Below are 15,060 nucleotides of genomic sequence, written 5' to 3'. Positions count from 1 at the left end.
GCAGGGCACCCTGGACAGGTGCCGAGAGAGGCAGGAGCGAATTGATCATCTTGGCCATCCTGTTGCTGTTGTTATCAGGTTGAGCTTTGGCTGTGAACGATCATCCACCAATGAACAGATTATGTGAAGAGATTTTTCAATCTAACATTTTTTAACATCGCCATTCCCGGCCCGCTGCGCACGGCCCGCGACCGCCACTGGTCGGAACATCGAGGTCCACCCGCCCTCGCCTGCTAAAACCTTTCACAGCCCTGATCTGGATCAGCATTGAGCGCTGGATCCTGATCGAGGCTCAGGACATGAAGATCGCTGACTGGCGGTAGCACCCTTCATCGCAACTCCGTTGACGCCCCCGCTGACGAGGGGCCCAATGGTCCGTCTCGTTATGCTTGGATAAGGATGATTCAACATGGCAAACATTGAAGTTTTATCGGGCGATTTCCTGCAGGGTGCCGGCGAGTACCGGCACGGCACCTTCAGGCTCAAGACCGTGCTCAACAGCGCCGGCGTCGAGATCAAGGCATCGGCCTTCAAGAGCCTGGAAATCGCGACTGAAAGTCCCATCGCCAACAAGGACGCGCTTGGCTATGGCATTGCCGGCGCCATGTTGCTGGGGCCAGTGGGCGCCATCGCCGGCTACCTGATGGCAGGCACGGAAAACGAAGTGACCTTCATCGGCACCTTCAAGGATGGGCGGCAACTGATGGCCGCCACTGACAGCAATACTTACAAGGATATATCCCGGCACTTGCTGAACTGATAATCCGCGAAATTATATTCAGTGCTCATGACGCCCCATCCGTCATGAGCACTTCTTCGTTATATCCCTTATATATTCTCCAGTCCTCGATACCTGAACTCATCCCTTAAGCTGAACCTCGCCTGAAACTTCATCACGGAACAGAGATTCAAGGCAATTTAGCCTTGACTCGATGGGCCCTCCTGAGTAAATTGCGCGGGCCGGGAAATCCGGCCTTTTTTCAACTCACTAAAGAAGCCAATGGACACAGTATCTAGACGCTGTCTGGTCACTGCCGCTGCGCAGAGCCAGGCACTTAACCCTGAAAATGACGGGACTCGACTCCGCGGTCGGGTAAGCTGCGCTAGGGCTTGACGCTCCAACGTAACTTGCCTCCCCGGAACCAGTCCGGTCGCGAGGCACAAGTTATGCACTTCACTTCCTCTGTAATGCCCGGTGTACGCGCCTTTGCCGCGACCATGCGGGTCAAGCTGTGCCGTGAGCCCAAGGCTCTCGCACGCTCGCCGTTCTCCTCTTCCTCACCCAACGCCGCCACCGCCCTGCGGGCCAATTGGCGCGTCTGCCCCATGACCGGCCAGCTGCAGCAACGCTGGAGTCTGGATGACAGCCAGGACCCGCAGAGTCGGGGCGCGGCCCTGCTCTTGCAGCAGGCCGGACTGATCTTCGGCCTGTACCTCGGGGCGCGCACTTACCCATAAATCAACGGTCACTTTCCGTTGTTTTCACACAAACTTCCTACTTGGAAGTTTGACGGCGCCTTATTGCCTTCTAATTAATCAAACTTGCTGGAGAAAGTTATGGAAGAGGCCAGTAGTAGGTTCGCTGCCCATTCAACTTCATTGTTTGGGCAGCGAACGTTAAAACCTGAAAAACGCCAAGATCCGAATCGATCGCTAACCTGCGGTTCGACATACTTTCGCTCGTCTTTAATTAGTTGAGTTGTCGGTGTGTCGTGCCGTAGTCAGGCGGCAGGAGCACACGAAATGACTGTAAAAACCACAACTTCCCGCAACACCAGCGCCACCAGCGACAGCAACAAACTGTCGATGCGTGCCGCCCGCGAAGCCCAGAACGGCCTGGCCGTGACCCTGGCCAACGTCAACTCCAGCACCGCTGGCCTGACTGAACTGGACGCCGAAGGCCGCCTGCAACGGGATGGCCACAACGAGGTCGCCCACGACCGTCCGCCCCACGCCCTGGTGCAATTGCTGCAAGCCTTCAACAACCCCTTCATCTATGTGCTGATGACCCTGACCGGTATCAGTTTCTTCACCGACTTCTGGCTGCCGCTGCAAGCCGGCGAAGAAACTGATCTGACCGGCGTGATCATCGTCCTGGTGATGGTGCTGGCCAGCGGCCTGATGCGCTTCTGGCAGGAACACCGCTCGGCCAAGGCCGCCGAGGCCCTCAAGGCCATGGTCCGCACCACCGCAGCGGTAGTGCGCCGCGAGCAGATGGGCATGCAGGCCCGGGTTCGCGAAGTACCGATGCGCGAACTGGTAGTGGGCGACATCATCCAGCTGTCCGCCGGCGACATGATCCCGGCCGACATCCGCCTGATCGAATCCCGCGACCTGTTCATCAGCCAGGCGGTGCTCACCGGCGAAGCCTTGCCAGTGGAGAAATACGACACCCTGGGGGCCGTGCAGGAAAAATCCGCCAAGGCAGTTGCCGCCGACCAGCAAGACCTGCTGGACCTGCCCAACATCTGCTTCATGGGCACCAACGTGGTCAGCGGCACCGCCACTGCCGTGGTGGTGGCCACCGGCGGGCGCACCTACTTCGGCTCCCTGGCCCGCTCCATCGTCGGCTCGCGTACCCAGACCGCCTTCGACCGTGGGGTCAATAGCGTCAGCTGGCTGCTGATCCGCTTCATGCTGGTGATGGTGCCCATCGTCCTGCTGATCAACGGCTTCACCAAGGGCGACTGGGCCGAAGCCTTCATGTTCGCCCTGGCGGTGGCCGTCGGCCTGACCCCGGAAATGCTGCCGATGATCGTCAGCGCCAACCTGGCCAAGGGCGCCGCGGCCATGGCCAAGCGCAAGGTGGTGGTCAAGCGCCTCAACGCGATCCAGAACTTCGGCGCCATGGACGTGCTCTGCACCGACAAGACCGGCACCCTGACCCAGGACCGGATCATCCTCGAACACCACGTCGACATCAGCGGCAGCCGCTGTGATGCCGTGCTGCAACTGGCCTGGCTCAACAGCCACCACCAGAGCGGCATGAAGAACCTGATGGACCGTGCAGTGGTCAGCTTCGCCGAGGAAAACCCGCACTTCACTCCGCCCGCCGCCTGGCGCAAGGTCGATGAGCTGCCTTTCGACTTCGTCCGTCGGCGTCTGTCGGTGATCCTCGCCGATGCCCGCGGCGACCACCTGCTGGTGTGCAAGGGCGCGGTGGAAGAGATGCTGGAAACCGCGACCCAGGTGCGCCAGGACGGCATTGCCGTGAGCCTCGACGCTGAGCGCCGCGCCGCCTTGCTGCAACTGGCCGAAGACTACAACCGTGACGGCTTCCGCGTGCTGCTGCTGGGCACCCGTGACCTGCCCAAGGGTGAAACCCGCAGCCAGTACAGCGCCAGCGATGAGCGCGAGCTGGTGATCGAAGGCTTCCTGACCTTCCTCGATCCACCCAAGGAAACCGCCGGCCCGGCCATCGCCGCCCTGCGTGACAACGGCGTGACCGTCAAAGTGCTGACCGGCGACAACCCCATCGTCACCGCGAAGATCTGCCGTGAAGTGGGCCTGGAAGCGGGCGAACCGCTGCTGGGTCGCGACATCGAGCACATGGATGACCAAGTGCTCGGCCGCCTGGTGGAAGAGCGCACGGTGTTTGCCAAGCTCACTCCACTGCAGAAGTCCCGGGTGCTCAAGGCCCTGCAGGCCAACGGCCACACCGTGGGCTTTCTCGGCGACGGCATCAATGACGCCCCGGCCCTGCGCGATGCCGACGTCGGCATCTCGGTGGACAGCGGCACCGACATCGCCAAGGAATCGGCGGACATCATCCTCCTGGAAAAGAGCCTGATGGTGCTGGAGGAAGGGGTGATCAAGGGTCGCGAGACCTTCGGCAACATCATGAAGTACCTGAACATGACCGCCAGCTCCAACTTCGGCAACGTGTTCTCGGTACTAGTGGCCAGTGCCTTCATCCCCTTCCTGCCGATGCTGGCGATCCACCTGCTGCTGCAGAACCTGATGTACGACTTCTCCCAACTGGCGCTGCCGTGGGACAAGATGGACAAGGAATACCTGGCCAAGCCACGCAAGTGGGACGCCAAGAACATCGGGCGCTTCATGCTGTGGATCGGGCCGACCTCGTCGATCTTCGACATCACCACCTTCGCCCTGATGTGGTACGTGTTCGCCGCCAACAGCGTGGAAATGGCCGCCCTGTTCCAGTCCGGCTGGTTCATCGAAGGCCTGCTCTCGCAGACCCTGGTGGTGCACATGCTGCGCACCCGCAAGATCCCGTTCATCCAGAGCACCGCCGCCTTGCCGGTAATGCTGGCCACAGGCCTGGTGATGGCGCTGGGGATCTACGTGCCCTTCTCGCCCCTGGGCAGCATGGTCGGCCTGGTGCCGCTGCCATGGGAATACTTCCCTTGGCTGGTGGGCACCCTGCTCGCCTACTGCGTGGTCGCCCAGACCATGAAGACCTTGTACATCCGCCGCTTCAAGCAGTGGTTCTAAGGGCCTGACCCCTGGCGCATGCGGTGCAGACCGGATGCGCCAGACACTCAAGATTCACGATGCCACCGTCGGCGCGGCCAGCGCCTCGCCGACGGCGACGCTGTTCGCCTGCAAGGAGCATCGCCATGGTCCTCAAAGCCTGTTCGTCGTTGCAACGCGCCCTGCGCGCACTGCTGGTGATCGGCCTCAGCGCCTGCGCCCGCCTGCTTACCCGGGTGAGCATCCGGCTGTATGTCCGGGGCCTGCTGAGCGCCGTTGAAATTCGTTTTCTGCTGGGTTTCAGCGCCGCCATCACCCGCGCCTCCCTGCGGCTGGCGATTGCTTGAACCTGTCACAGTCCCGGGAGAATACTCATGTCGGGCACCACTCTTCTGATCAACCTGGCCGGCGCCATCGCGCTGCTGCTCTGGGGCTCGCAAATGATCTGCGGATCACTGCTGCGAGGCTTCGGCAGCCCGCTGCGGCACTGGCTCGGGCAACACCTGAACAACCGCTGGCTGGCGCTGCTGTGCGGCGTCGGCATCACCGGCGTACTGCAAAGCAGCACCGCGGTGAGCCTGATGGCCAGCTCCTTTACCGCCGCCGGCACCCTGGGCCTGGCCCCCGCCCTGGCGGTGATGCTGGGGGCCAACATCGGCTCGACCCTGGTGGTCCAGCTGCTCAGCCTCGACCTGTCGCTGGTGACCCCGGTGGTGCTGCTGGCGGGTTTCCTGAGCTTCCGACTGCGGGACGACTCGCGCTTTGAAAGCATCGGCTGCGCGCTGATCGGCCTGGGCCTGATGCTCCTGGCCCTGGGCATGCTCGGCGCCACCCTGGGCGCGGTGGAAAGCACCCCGGTGTTCCAGCTGGTGATGACCAGCCTCGACGGCGACCTGTTGCTGGCCCTGCTGGTGGCCATGCTGCTGACCTGGATGTGCCACTCCAGCGTCGCGGTGGTGCTGCTGATCGCCTCCCTGGCCAGCACCGGCCTGCTGTCCCCGGCCACCAGCATGGCCCTGGTGCTGGGGGTCAACCTGGGCGGCACCCTGCCGTCCCTGCTCGGCGCTAGCGGCAACGTGGCCCGGCGCCTGCCCCTGGGCAACCTGCTGGTGCGCCTGGTGGGCGTGGTCCTGGTGCTGCCCTGGATCACCGCCCTGGCCCAACTGGATGCGGTGCAAGCCCTGCCAGCGGAATTGCTGGTGGTCTATCTGCACAGCGCCTTCAGCCTGATCCTCGGCCTGCTGTTCATTGGCTTCACCGAACCCCTGGGCAAACTGCTGACCCGGCTGCTGCCGGCCCCCGCCCCGGTCACCGACCCGGGTATGCCGCTGTACCTGGACGAAGCCGGCCTGGAAGTGGCCAATATCGGCCTGTCCAACGCCGCCCGGGAAGCCCTGCGCATGGCCGACATGCTCTCAAGCATGCTCGACCGGGTGCTGCAGCTGTTTCGCACTTCAAGCCTGGTCCATGCCGAGCAGGTGCGGCACATCGACCAGTCCCTGGACCTGCTCAGCGCAGCCATCCGCGCCTACCTGGCGGACATCGGCAAGGAAGGCATCAGTGACCAGGACGCCGACCGCTCCCAGGAAATCCTGCTGCTGGTGATCAACCTGGAGCACGCCGGCGACATCCTCAGCACCAGCCTGGCGCAACTGGCAGTGCGCCGCCTGCGCCGCGGCGAAGCCTTCTCCGCCTTCGAGCTGGGCACCCTGTACCCGCTGCACCAGGAGTTGCTGGACAGCCTGAGCCTGGCCATCACCGTGTTCCTGCGCGAAGACCTGCCCACCGCCCACCAACTGCTGGCACGCAAGGAAAATGTGCGGCGCCTGGAAGCCGCCGCCGGCCGTGAGCACTTTCGCAAACTGCGGGAAGACCAGAGCGCCTGGGCCGAATCCGGCGACATCTTCCAGCGCCTGCTGCGCGACTATCGCCGGGTCCACCATCACATCGCCGCCCTGGCCTACCCGGCCCTGGAGCGGGCCGGTGAACGCGACATCGAACACGGCTACCTCAGCGAGCCCCTGGCCGACGCGCCGAGCGCCGAGCATCCCGTGGCCGGGTCCAAGGAGGACGCTGCATGCGCGTCCTGATCTGCGCCGGTCGCTACTACGCCGACAGCCGCCTGTGCCGCCGGGTCCTGGAAGCCTTCCAGCGCTTGCATGAAGTGCGGGTGGTGATCCACGGCGGCAGCCAGTTCCTCGGTGCCCACATCGAGGACTGGGCCCGGGAAACCGGGGCCAACATCGTCCGCTACCCGCCCAATTGGCAACTGCACGGCAAACACGCCGAGCGCCTGCGCAACAGCTTCATGCTGGCCGACAGCCGCCCGGACATCGTCCTCGCCCTGCCCGGCGGGGAAGACACCGAAGAGCTGCTGGCCCAGGCCCGGGTCCGCGGCATCCAGACCCTTTCGGTCGACGACCAGTAAACACCCCACGCAGCACCCACCCGCGCCGGCTCCCCAACCAAACGGTCCGGCGCCCCAACAGAACGAGATCCGCCATGTCCAAGCACAGCCCACATCGCTCCTCGCGTTCCGCCTCCTGGGGCCACACCCTGCCTGCCGCGAAAAGCCGCATGCTCAAACGCAACCTGCTGTTCCTCGCCCTCACCGCCGGTGCCACCGCCACCCTGGCCCTGTGCTCCAAAGCCCAGGCCGCCGGCGGCGCCTACGTGGTGGACGACGGCGCCATCAACGCCCCCGGGGAATGCAATGTCGATGTCTGGTACCAGAGCACCCGGCACCAAGGCTCCAGCCACAACAGCGTGATTGCCCCGGCCTGCACCTTCAGCCAACTGCCCTGGGTGCAACTGGGCGCCGCGGTGCAGCGCCAGCATGCCGATGATCACGGCGAAACCCAGCTCAGTCCGCAGATCAAGGTCCAACTGCTGAACCGCGAAGACCTGGGCCTGCAACTGGCCCTGGCCGGCTCTGCCCACTGGGCCCTGAACCGCAACCACAGCTTCGACGGCGGCGACCTCTCCCTGCCCCTGACCTTCAGCGCCAGCGACAGCCTGCGGCTGAACCTCAATGCCGGCTGGACCCACGCCTACGACGATGGCGAGCAGAACCATCGCTGGACCTGGGGCACCGGTGTGGAATACGACCTGATGCCGAGCCTGACCCTGATTGCCGAGCGTTATGGCCAGCGCGGCGGCGAACAGGGCTGGCAGGCCGGCCCACGCCTGCACGTGGGGCAGCACCTGGACCTGGACCTGATCGTTGGCCAGCACCTGACCGAAGACCGCGACCGCTGGCTCACCACCGGCGCGACCCTGAGATTCTGAGCCCCCGACCTTTTCCAATCCCCCATCCCCCCCTACGGGGAACTACACGGTGTATCTGACTGCTGTAGGAGCTGGCTTGCCAGCGAAGGCGTCCGCCCAGGCGCTGCATGTCTCACGGGCCTCTTCGCCGGCAAGCCGGCTCCTACAGGGAACGGCACGGTCTATCTGTCTGCTGTAGGAGCTGGCTTGCCAGCGAAGGCGTCGGCCCAGGCGCTGCAAGCCTTACGGGCCTCTTCGCCGGCAAGCCGGCGCCTACGGGGGGCAGTGAGACGGGCCACCGCAGGGCCGTTCAGGCTGGGAGGGGATGCAGGGCTTCGTCGAATTGCTCCAGGCGGGGGAAAACCAGCGGTTGCTCGTCTGCAAGATGCTCCAGCCGCTGCCGGTAGCTGTGCAGGAACTCTTCTCGGGCTTCCTGGCTGATGTAAGGCACGTGCCAGGCCACGAACGGTTCCAGTACGTCACAGCCCACATAGGCCAAAGTGCCCCGCAGCAAAGGGCGCAACATTTCTTCGAGCGGTCCATGGATCGCGCCCTCGCCAAACATGTGCTCGCGCCCGCCCAGGGTCAGGGTCACCAGGGCTTTCTTGCCCGCCAGCCCACCCTGGTCATAGAAGCGCTTGCCGCCATAACACACCCCGGACACCAGCACCCGGTCGATCCAGCCCTTGAGCATGGCCGGCACCGAGAACCAGAACACCGGGAAGTTGAGGATCAAGAGGTCAGCCCACAGCAACTTGTCCAGCTCGCCCTGGATGTCCGCGGCGATGCTGGCGTTCTTCACCCCCAGACGTTGCTCCAGGGCGTACACCAGATAATCCGGATTGTCCCGGGCGGCAAAATCCGCGGCGCTGGCCACCGGGTTCCAGTTCATCGCGTACAGGTCGCTGACCTGCACCTGGTGCCCTTGGGCCTCCAGGGTGCTGCGGGCCTGGTCGCGCAAGGCGGCGGTGAAGGATTGCGGCTCGGGGTGGGCGTGAACGATCAGTACCTTCATGAAGACTCCTCAAACAGTGGGCAAAGTGGCGGGGGCAACGCGGCGGCGCAGGCAGTGCTCGGCGCACAGGGCAATGCGCCGGCAGGCTTCGCGCAAGTCATCCGGCTGCAGCACCAGCCCCAGGCGGATATGCCCGGCGGCGCTGGGGCCGAAGGCCTCGCCGGCCAGCACCGAAACCCCCTGCTCGTCCAACAGGCGCTGGCTGAAGGCCTGGGCGCTGAGCCCGGTGGCGCGGATGTCGACCATGACGAACATGCCGCCATCAGGCTTCAACGGCCGGGCGCCGGGGCAATCGGCCAGACAGTCGCAGACCAGATCCCGACGCTGGCGGTAGGCCTCGGCCATCTCCCGCAGCTGCGGCAAGGGCTGCTCCAGGGCCACCACGGCGGCGTCCTGGATGAATTCCGGCGAGCCGTAGAGCATGCACAGGGCGAGGTTTTCCAGGTGCGCGGCCAGGGCCGTCGGCGCCACTACCCAGCCCAGGCGCCAGCCAGTCATGGCGTGGGACTTGGACAGGCTGTTGAGGGTCGCAGTGCGCTCGGCCATGCCCGGCAGGCTGGCCGGGCTGACATGCTCGCCCTCGTACAGCAGCTCGCTGTAGACCTCGTCGCAGATCAGCCACAGGTCATGTTCGATACACAGCGCCGCCAGGGCTTCCCAGGTGGCCCGAGGGATGCTGGCGCCCGTGGGGTTGTGCGGGCTGTTGAGCACCAGGGCCCGGGTCTTGCCGGTAATGCGCGCCGCCACCGCCTCGGGCTGCACCCGAAAGCCGTCCTCGGCCCGCACCGGCAGCGGCACCACCTGGGCATTGCAGGCGCCGAACACCGCTTCATAGGTGACGTACATCGGCTCGGCCACTATCACTTCGTCCCCCGGGTCCAGCAGGCACTGGGCCACGCTGTAGAGGGCGCACTGGGCACCGGCCAGCACTACCACTTGCTCGGCATCCACCACTTGCCCGCTGCGCTGCTGATGACGCCGGGCAATGGCCTGGCGCAAGGCGCGCTTGCCGCGCACATCGGCGTAATGGGTGTGGCCGGCCTGCAGGCTGTCGATGGCCGCCTGGACGATGGGCTGGGGGGTGTCGAAATCCGGGTCGCCCACCGACAGCAACCAGACTTGCTCGCCGCGTTCGCGTTTGGCCAGGGCCCGGTAATGAATGTCCCAGGCGGCGGCGCCGTCTCCGGCAATACGTTGGGTCAGTTGAGAAAAACGCATGCTCAGGCTCCAGGCAAAAAGGGATGGTCAGCGCGCACAGGCGTGCTTGAGCTCGATCAGGCTCACGCCGTTGCGGGCAAAGCCGCTGCGCAGTGCCTGCTGCAACTCGTCGAGGCTGGCGGGCTGGCTGACGCTGCAACCAAAGGCGCGGGCCAGGGCGGCAAAATCCGGATTGCGCGGCAGCACGCCAATGGGCTCGATGTTCAGATCCAGCATGTCGTCGCGGATCTGCCCCAGGGCGTCGTTGTTCCACAGCAGCACCACCAGCGGGCTGTCCAGCTCCTCCACCGCCGTGGCCAGTTCCTGCACGGTGTAGAGAAAACCGCCGTCGCCCACCAGCACCAGCCCGGGACGCTCGGGGGCACCGAGCTTGGCGCCGATGCCCGCCGGCAAGCCGTAGCCCAGGGTGCCGTAGCCGGTGGGATGCAGCCAACTGCGGGTGGCCCGGGTCGGGTACAGGTAGTTGCCGCTGTAGGCCAGCTGAGTCATGTCGCTGGCGATGAAGCCGTGCTCTGGCAGCTCGGCGGCAATGCGTTGCAGGATCGAGCGATGAATCTGCTGCAAGGGCCCCTGCCCGTCCTGCACCGCCCGGCGCAGCCCGGCCACTGCGTGCTGCGCTGCCGTGGCCTCTCTGGGCTGTGGCGGCAAGGCTTGCAGCAAAGCGTCCAGCGTAGCCCGGGCATCGCCCTGCAAGGCCACGGCGCAGGGGTAAAAATCATTGAACTTGCGTGGGTCGATATCCAGCCGCAGCAGCTCGCCGTTAAGCGGCAGGCGCTCGCGCCAATAGTCGGTGTCGGCCATCTCGGTGCCCACCGCCAGCACCACATCGGCCTGAGCGATCAACTGCCAGCCGGGCTCGACACACAAGGTCGCCCCGGCGTTCAGCGGCGCCTCGTCCGGCAGCAGGCCCTTGCCGGCCACACTGCTGAAAAACACCGCGCCCAACCGGGTGCTCAGGGCCCGCAGTTGCTCGGCGGCGTGCAGCGCGCCGCCACCGGCAATGATCATCGGCCGCTTGGCCTTGCGCAGTTTGTCCGCCGCTTGCTGGATGTCCGCCGCCGCAGCCGGGCCGCGAGCGGGGCGTCGCCGCACTTCACCGGTCCAGTCCCGGGCGACCTTGGCCGCCAGCACATCCAGGGGCACGCTGATGTGCACCGGGCGCGGGCGCTCGCTGTCGAACACGGCAAAGGCCCGGGCGATCAGCTCCGGCAAATCTTCCGGGCTCAGGGCCAGGGCCGAAAAGGCGGTGATCGGCGCGGTCATCGCCCGCTGGTCCTGGGTTTCGTGCAGCGAGCCGCAGCCCTTGCCCAGGCTGGCGCTGTGGTTGACGCTGGAAATCACCAGCAGCGGGATCGAGTCGGCGTAGGCCTGGCCGATGGGGGTGGCGACGTTGGTCACCCCTGGGCCGCTGATGACGAAACACACCCCGGGCTTGCCGCTGACCCGGGCGTAACCGTCGGCCATGAAGCCCGCGCCCTGCTCATGCCGGGTCAGCACATGGCGAATGCCGCTGCCGGGCAGGCCGCGATACAACTCCAGGGTGTGCACCCCGGGAATGCCGAACACCGTGTCAACGCCGTAGCCGGCCAGCAGGCGCACCAGGGCCTGGCCACCGGTCAAGGTCTGATCGTGCATGTCTCTCTCCTCAAGCCTGGCCAAGGCGAATCAACGCATCGACCGCGACGGTGCCTTCGGCACCGACCAACAATGGGTTCACATCCAGTTCCAGCAGTTGCCCGGCGTGTTCGCAGGCGTAGTTCGCCACCGCGCCGATGGCCGCCACCAGGGCTTGCAGGTCGGCCTCGCGGCGCCCGCGAAAACCTTGCAGCAAGGCGGCGCTACGCAGGCTCAGCAAGGCCTGGCGGATCGCCCCTTCGGTGGTGGGCAGCAACAGACTGCGACTGTCCTTGAGCAGCTCCACCAGCACCCCGCCGGCACCGATCACCAGGGCCAGAGCGAAGTCGTTCTCACGCTTGATGCCGACAATCAGCTCCGCCAGGGGCGGCGCGGCCATGGGCTCCAGCAACACCCGCTCAAAGGCCACGCCGGGCGCATGCTCGGCCATCCGCGTGCGCATCAGGCGCAGGGCTGCGCTGAGCGCTTCAGGGTCCTTCAGATTCAGGGCCACCGCCCCGGCCTCGGTCTTGTGCGGCAACTGCGCGCTGACCGCCTTGAGCACCAGCGGGTAACCGACCGCGGCCGCTGCGCTCAGGGCCTGCTCGGGGGTGCTCAACACACCGTCCGGGATGCTCAGGCCGAAGCCGCGCAAAGCCTGCTTGGACTGCCACTCGTCCAGCAGCACGCCAGTGCCGTGCAGGGCTGTCGGGCACAGCGGCACCAGGGCCGATTCGCCCAGGGCCAGCAGCACTGGACGCCGCTGCTGATAGGCGACGATCCGGCCCCAGGCCGCCAGGCCATCCTCCACCCCTTGCAAGGCGGGAATGCCGTGGCCGTGCAAACGCTCGCGGGCGCTGGCCGGCAGCAGTTCGGGAAAGGCCGAAGTGACAAAACCGCGCTTGCCGTGGCGTTGCAGCGCCGTGCAGAACAGCTCCAGCAGCAGGTCGCATTCCTTGCGCTCGCCGGTGAACTCGGCCGGGTAATCCAGCACCAGCATGGCGCTGTCGGCCTCGGTACGCAGGGCGGTGTCGAGCATGGCTTGCAAGGCCTGGGCATCGCCCCAGATCGCGGTGGTGAAATCCAGTGGGTTGACCAGATTGGCGTAGCCCGGCAGCACCTCGGCCAGCTCGGCGCATTGCCCGGCATCCAGCTTGGACAACTGCAGGCCGTTGCGTTCGGCGTAGTCGGCGATCAGCCCGGCGTCACCCCCGGAACAGGCCAGGGCCATCAGTTGCGGGCCGGCTGGCAACTGCCCGCAAGAGGCAGCCTTCAAGGTCTCGACAAAGCTCACCGGACCGCTGACCCGGATCACTCCCAGACGCTGGAACAGTGCGTCGTACAGCGCGTCCGATCCCGACAGCGAACTGGTGTGACTCAAGGCCAGCTCGGCGCCGATCTGCGACACCCCGGTCTTCAGGGCAATGATCGGAATGCCCTTCTCCAGAGCTTTATGCGCCGCCCGGGCAAAGCCCGGCACATTCTTCAGGCCTTCCAGGTGCAGGCCGATGGCCGTGACCCGTGGTTCGTCCAGCAGCACGTCCATCAATTCGGCAATGCCCAACTGCGCCTGATTGCCCACCGACGCCATGTAGGCCACCGGCAGCGAGCGATCACTCATGGACAGGTTGTAGGCAAAGTTGCCGCTCTGGGTCAGCACCGCCACCCCGCGCTCCACGGTTTGACCGCCATGGGCCACCGGCCACAGCGCGGCGCTGTGCAGGTAGTCCAGCAGGCCGTAGCAGTTGGGGCCCAGCAGCGCCATGTCGCCCGCGGCCTGGAGCAGTTGCTGTTGCAGGGCCTGGCCCTCGGCGCCGGTTTCGGCAAAGCCCGAGGCGTAGCAGATCGCCCCGCCGGCGCCCTTGGCCGCCAGTTCCCCGACGCAAGTCAGGGTCAGCTCGCGGTTGGTGGCGACGAACACCGCATCCGGGCCGCAGGGCAGTTGTTCGATGCTGGCCACACAGGGCACGCCATCGAGCTCGGCATGCTGCGGATTGACCAGCCACATGGGCCCGGTAAAACCGCCTTCGGCGCAGCGCTTGAGGGCTCGGGCCATGCTGCGCCCACCGACGAAGGCCAAATGCCGGGGGGCCAGCAGGCGCTTGAGATTGTCACGCAGGGTCTGGGACATGACGGCAATTCTCCAGGGCGCTCAGCGCATCAGCGGCCGCAGCAGTTCACGGGAAATGATGTGGCGCTGGATCTCCGAAGTGCCTTCCCAGATCCGCTCGATCCGCGCATTGCGCCAGATGCGTTCCACCGGGCCTTCGTCCATCAGGCCCATGCCGCCGTAGATCTGCACCGCCTCGTCGGCCACCCGGCCCAGCACTTCGCTGGCAAACAGCTTGGCCATGCCGGCCTCGCCGTCGGTCATGCTGCCCTGGTCCATCTTCCAGGCGGTGTGCAGGGTCAACAACTCGGCGGCGCGGATCTGCGTGGCCATGTCCGCCAGCTTGAACGACACCCCCTGGTAACTGCCGATGGCCTGGCCGAACTGCTTGCGGTCCGCCGCCCATTGCAGGGAGGCATCCAGGGCGCGCTGGGCCTGCCCCACGCAGTTGGCCGCGACCATCACCCGCCCGGCGGTGAGCCAGGCGTTGGCCACTTCCCAACCCTTGCCCACTTCCCCCAGCACCTTGGCGGCCGGTACCCGGCAGTCGTCGAAGAACATCTCGAAGGTGTGATAGCCACGGTTGCTCACGCACTTGGGGCCACGGCGGATGGTCAGTCCCGGAGTGTCGCGATCCACCAGGAACGAAGTCACCGCGTTGCGCTGGCGGCCGTTGTGCTCATAGGTGCCGGTGACCGCAAAGACAATGGCGAAATCCGCATGCCCGGCGTGGCTGATGAAGTGCTTGCTGCCGTTGAGCACAAAGTCGCCGCCGTCGCGCACGGCGCGGGTCTTGATCGCATTGGCATCGGAACCGGCGCCGGGTTCGGTCAGGGCGAAGCAGTCGACCTTGCGCCCTTGCACGCAGGGCAACAGGTAATCGCCGATCTGCGAGCCGGTGCAGGCCATGAGGATCTTCGACGGGCGGGCAACGAACACATGCAGGGCCCAGGAACACTTGGCCAGCTCACGCTCGATCAGCGCCTGGGACAGGTAATCCAGGCCACCGCCGCCCACCTCCTCCGGCATGTTGAAGGCATAGAAGCCGGCGGCAATGGCCTTGCTGCGGATTTCCCCGGCGAGGTCGGCGCTGACCTCATCGGCGCGGTCCACCGCTTCCTCGTGGGGCAGCAACTCCTTGCTGACAAAACTGCGAACCGCGTCCACCAGCATTTCTTGTTCTTGGCTGAGTTGGAAATTCATGGCGCTACCTGTGAGTGAGTGACGGTGCAAAAAAACCAGTGATCGGGCAGGACGGCCTGGCGAAAAAACCTTCCCGTAGGAGCCAGCTTGCTGGCGAAGAGGCCCTTGAATGAGGCGCTGTTCTTGCGGGCGTCTTCGCCGGCAAGCCGGCTCCTACAAAATGGGCGCATGGCCCAGGGGCCCTTTCGCCGGCAAACGG

General features: G+C 65.5%; 12 protein-coding genes. 7 read left to right on the top strand and 5 right to left on the bottom strand.

Annotation, left to right across the window (positions count from 1 at the left end; all coding sequences use genetic code 11):
* Positions 1–409: 409 nt before the first annotated feature.
* The 7 genes from P7C00_RS14650 to P7C00_RS14620 all read left to right on the top strand — a co-directional run bounded on the left by P7C00_RS14650 (position 410) and on the right by P7C00_RS14620 (position 7,722).
* A complete protein-coding gene (locus P7C00_RS14650; protein ID WP_346632726.1) occupies positions 410–760 on the top strand; it encodes a hypothetical protein in 351 nt (116 codons plus the stop codon).
* 407 nt (positions 761–1,167) lie between these two features.
* On the top strand, positions 1,168–1,458 hold the full coding sequence (locus tag P7C00_RS14645) for a hypothetical protein (RefSeq protein WP_346632725.1): 291 nt from the start codon (positions 1,168–1,170) through the stop codon (positions 1,456–1,458).
* A gap of 285 nt (positions 1,459–1,743) precedes the next feature.
* Positions 1,744–4,455 carry a magnesium-translocating P-type ATPase gene (gene mgtA / locus P7C00_RS14640; RefSeq protein ID WP_346632724.1) on the top strand — a complete coding sequence of 904 codons (2,712 nt, stop codon included), beginning with the start codon at positions 1,744–1,746 and terminating at the stop codon, positions 4,453–4,455.
* Positions 4,456–4,580: 125 nt separating this feature from the next.
* Positions 4,581–4,781: a hypothetical protein gene (locus P7C00_RS14635; protein WP_346632723.1), complete on the top strand. Its 201-nt coding sequence runs from the start codon at positions 4,581–4,583 to the stop codon at positions 4,779–4,781.
* A gap of 27 nt (positions 4,782–4,808) precedes the next feature.
* The gene (locus P7C00_RS14630) at positions 4,809–6,524 is read left to right on the top strand and encodes a Na/Pi cotransporter family protein (protein WP_346632722.1); all 1,716 of its coding nucleotides are present in this window, start codon (positions 4,809–4,811) and stop codon (positions 6,522–6,524) included.
* Positions 6,512–6,862 (top strand): DUF2493 domain-containing protein, encoded by a 351-nt coding sequence (locus P7C00_RS14625; protein WP_253130548.1) that lies wholly within the window; start codon positions 6,512–6,514, stop codon positions 6,860–6,862. Before P7C00_RS14630 ends, P7C00_RS14625 begins: the two co-directional genes overlap by 13 nt.
* Before the next feature lie 74 nt (positions 6,863–6,936).
* Positions 6,937–7,722 carry a hypothetical protein gene (locus P7C00_RS14620; RefSeq protein ID WP_346632721.1) on the top strand — a complete coding sequence of 262 codons (786 nt, stop codon included), beginning with the start codon at positions 6,937–6,939 and terminating at the stop codon, positions 7,720–7,722.
* 289 nt (positions 7,723–8,011) lie between these two features.
* Here P7C00_RS14620 and P7C00_RS14615 read toward each other — a convergent pair whose 3' ends face one another.
* From P7C00_RS14615 to P7C00_RS14595, 5 genes are read right to left on the bottom strand one after another with little or no spacing between them, the layout of a single operon-like run.
* Entirely contained in the window at positions 8,012–8,716 is a 705-nt protein-coding gene (locus P7C00_RS14615; RefSeq protein ID WP_404939647.1) for an NAD(P)H-dependent oxidoreductase, read from the bottom strand.
* 9 nt (positions 8,717–8,725) lie between these two features.
* The gene (locus P7C00_RS14610; RefSeq protein ID WP_404939645.1) at positions 8,726–9,934 is read right to left on the bottom strand and encodes a pyridoxal phosphate-dependent aminotransferase; all 1,209 of its coding nucleotides are present in this window, start codon (positions 9,932–9,934) and stop codon (positions 8,726–8,728) included.
* A 27-nt stretch (positions 9,935–9,961) separates the two neighbouring features.
* Positions 9,962–11,569 carry a 5-guanidino-2-oxopentanoate decarboxylase gene (locus P7C00_RS14605; RefSeq protein WP_404939643.1) on the bottom strand — a complete coding sequence of 536 codons (1,608 nt, stop codon included), beginning with the start codon at positions 11,567–11,569 and terminating at the stop codon, positions 9,962–9,964.
* Between the two features lie 10 nt (positions 11,570–11,579).
* Positions 11,580–13,679, bottom strand: coding sequence for an acetate--CoA ligase family protein (locus tag P7C00_RS14600; RefSeq protein ID WP_404939641.1), 2,100 nt, complete (start codon positions 13,677–13,679; stop codon positions 11,580–11,582).
* Between the two features lie 21 nt (positions 13,680–13,700).
* Positions 13,701–14,861 carry an acyl-CoA dehydrogenase family protein gene (locus tag P7C00_RS14595; RefSeq protein ID WP_346632716.1) on the bottom strand — a complete coding sequence of 387 codons (1,161 nt, stop codon included), beginning with the start codon at positions 14,859–14,861 and terminating at the stop codon, positions 13,701–13,703.
* Between the last annotated feature and the right edge of the window lie 199 nt (positions 14,862–15,060).

It is taken from the genome of Pseudomonas sp. JDS08PS003 (assembly GCF_045013505.1).
Taxonomy (GTDB): Bacteria; Pseudomonadota; Gammaproteobacteria; order Pseudomonadales; family Pseudomonadaceae; genus Aquipseudomonas; species Aquipseudomonas protegens_B.
The sequence above is the reverse complement of the archived record's forward strand: the minus strand, read 5'-3'. Positions and strand labels throughout refer to the sequence as shown.

Bases quoted from the DNA above. Each gene is read 5' to 3' on its own strand.
- P7C00_RS14645 (WP_346632725.1), top strand. From the start codon at position 1,168: ATGCACTTCACTTCCTCTGTAATGCCCGGTGTACGCGCCTTTGCCGCG.
- P7C00_RS14615 (WP_404939647.1), bottom strand. From the start codon at position 8,716: ATGAAGGTACTGATCGTTCACGCCCACCCCGAGCCGCAATCCTTCACC.
- P7C00_RS14650 (WP_346632726.1), top strand. From the start codon at position 410: ATGGCAAACATTGAAGTTTTATCGGGCGATTTCCTGCAGGGTGCCGGC.
- P7C00_RS14600 (WP_404939641.1), bottom strand. From the start codon at position 13,679: ATGTCCCAGACCCTGCGTGACAATCTCAAGCGCCTGCTGGCCCCCCGG.
- P7C00_RS14605 (WP_404939643.1), bottom strand. From the start codon at position 11,569: ATGCACGATCAGACCTTGACCGGTGGCCAGGCCCTGGTGCGCCTGCTG.
- P7C00_RS14625 (WP_253130548.1), top strand. From the start codon at position 6,512: ATGCGCGTCCTGATCTGCGCCGGTCGCTACTACGCCGACAGCCGCCTG.
- P7C00_RS14620 (WP_346632721.1), top strand. From the start codon at position 6,937: ATGTCCAAGCACAGCCCACATCGCTCCTCGCGTTCCGCCTCCTGGGGC.
- P7C00_RS14635 (WP_346632723.1), top strand. From the start codon at position 4,581: ATGGTCCTCAAAGCCTGTTCGTCGTTGCAACGCGCCCTGCGCGCACTG.
- P7C00_RS14630 (WP_346632722.1), top strand. From the start codon at position 4,809: ATGTCGGGCACCACTCTTCTGATCAACCTGGCCGGCGCCATCGCGCTG.
- P7C00_RS14595 (WP_346632716.1), bottom strand. From the start codon at position 14,861: ATGAATTTCCAACTCAGCCAAGAACAAGAAATGCTGGTGGACGCGGTT.
- mgtA (WP_346632724.1), top strand. From the start codon at position 1,744: ATGACTGTAAAAACCACAACTTCCCGCAACACCAGCGCCACCAGCGAC.
- P7C00_RS14610 (WP_404939645.1), bottom strand. From the start codon at position 9,934: ATGCGTTTTTCTCAACTGACCCAACGTATTGCCGGAGACGGCGCCGCC.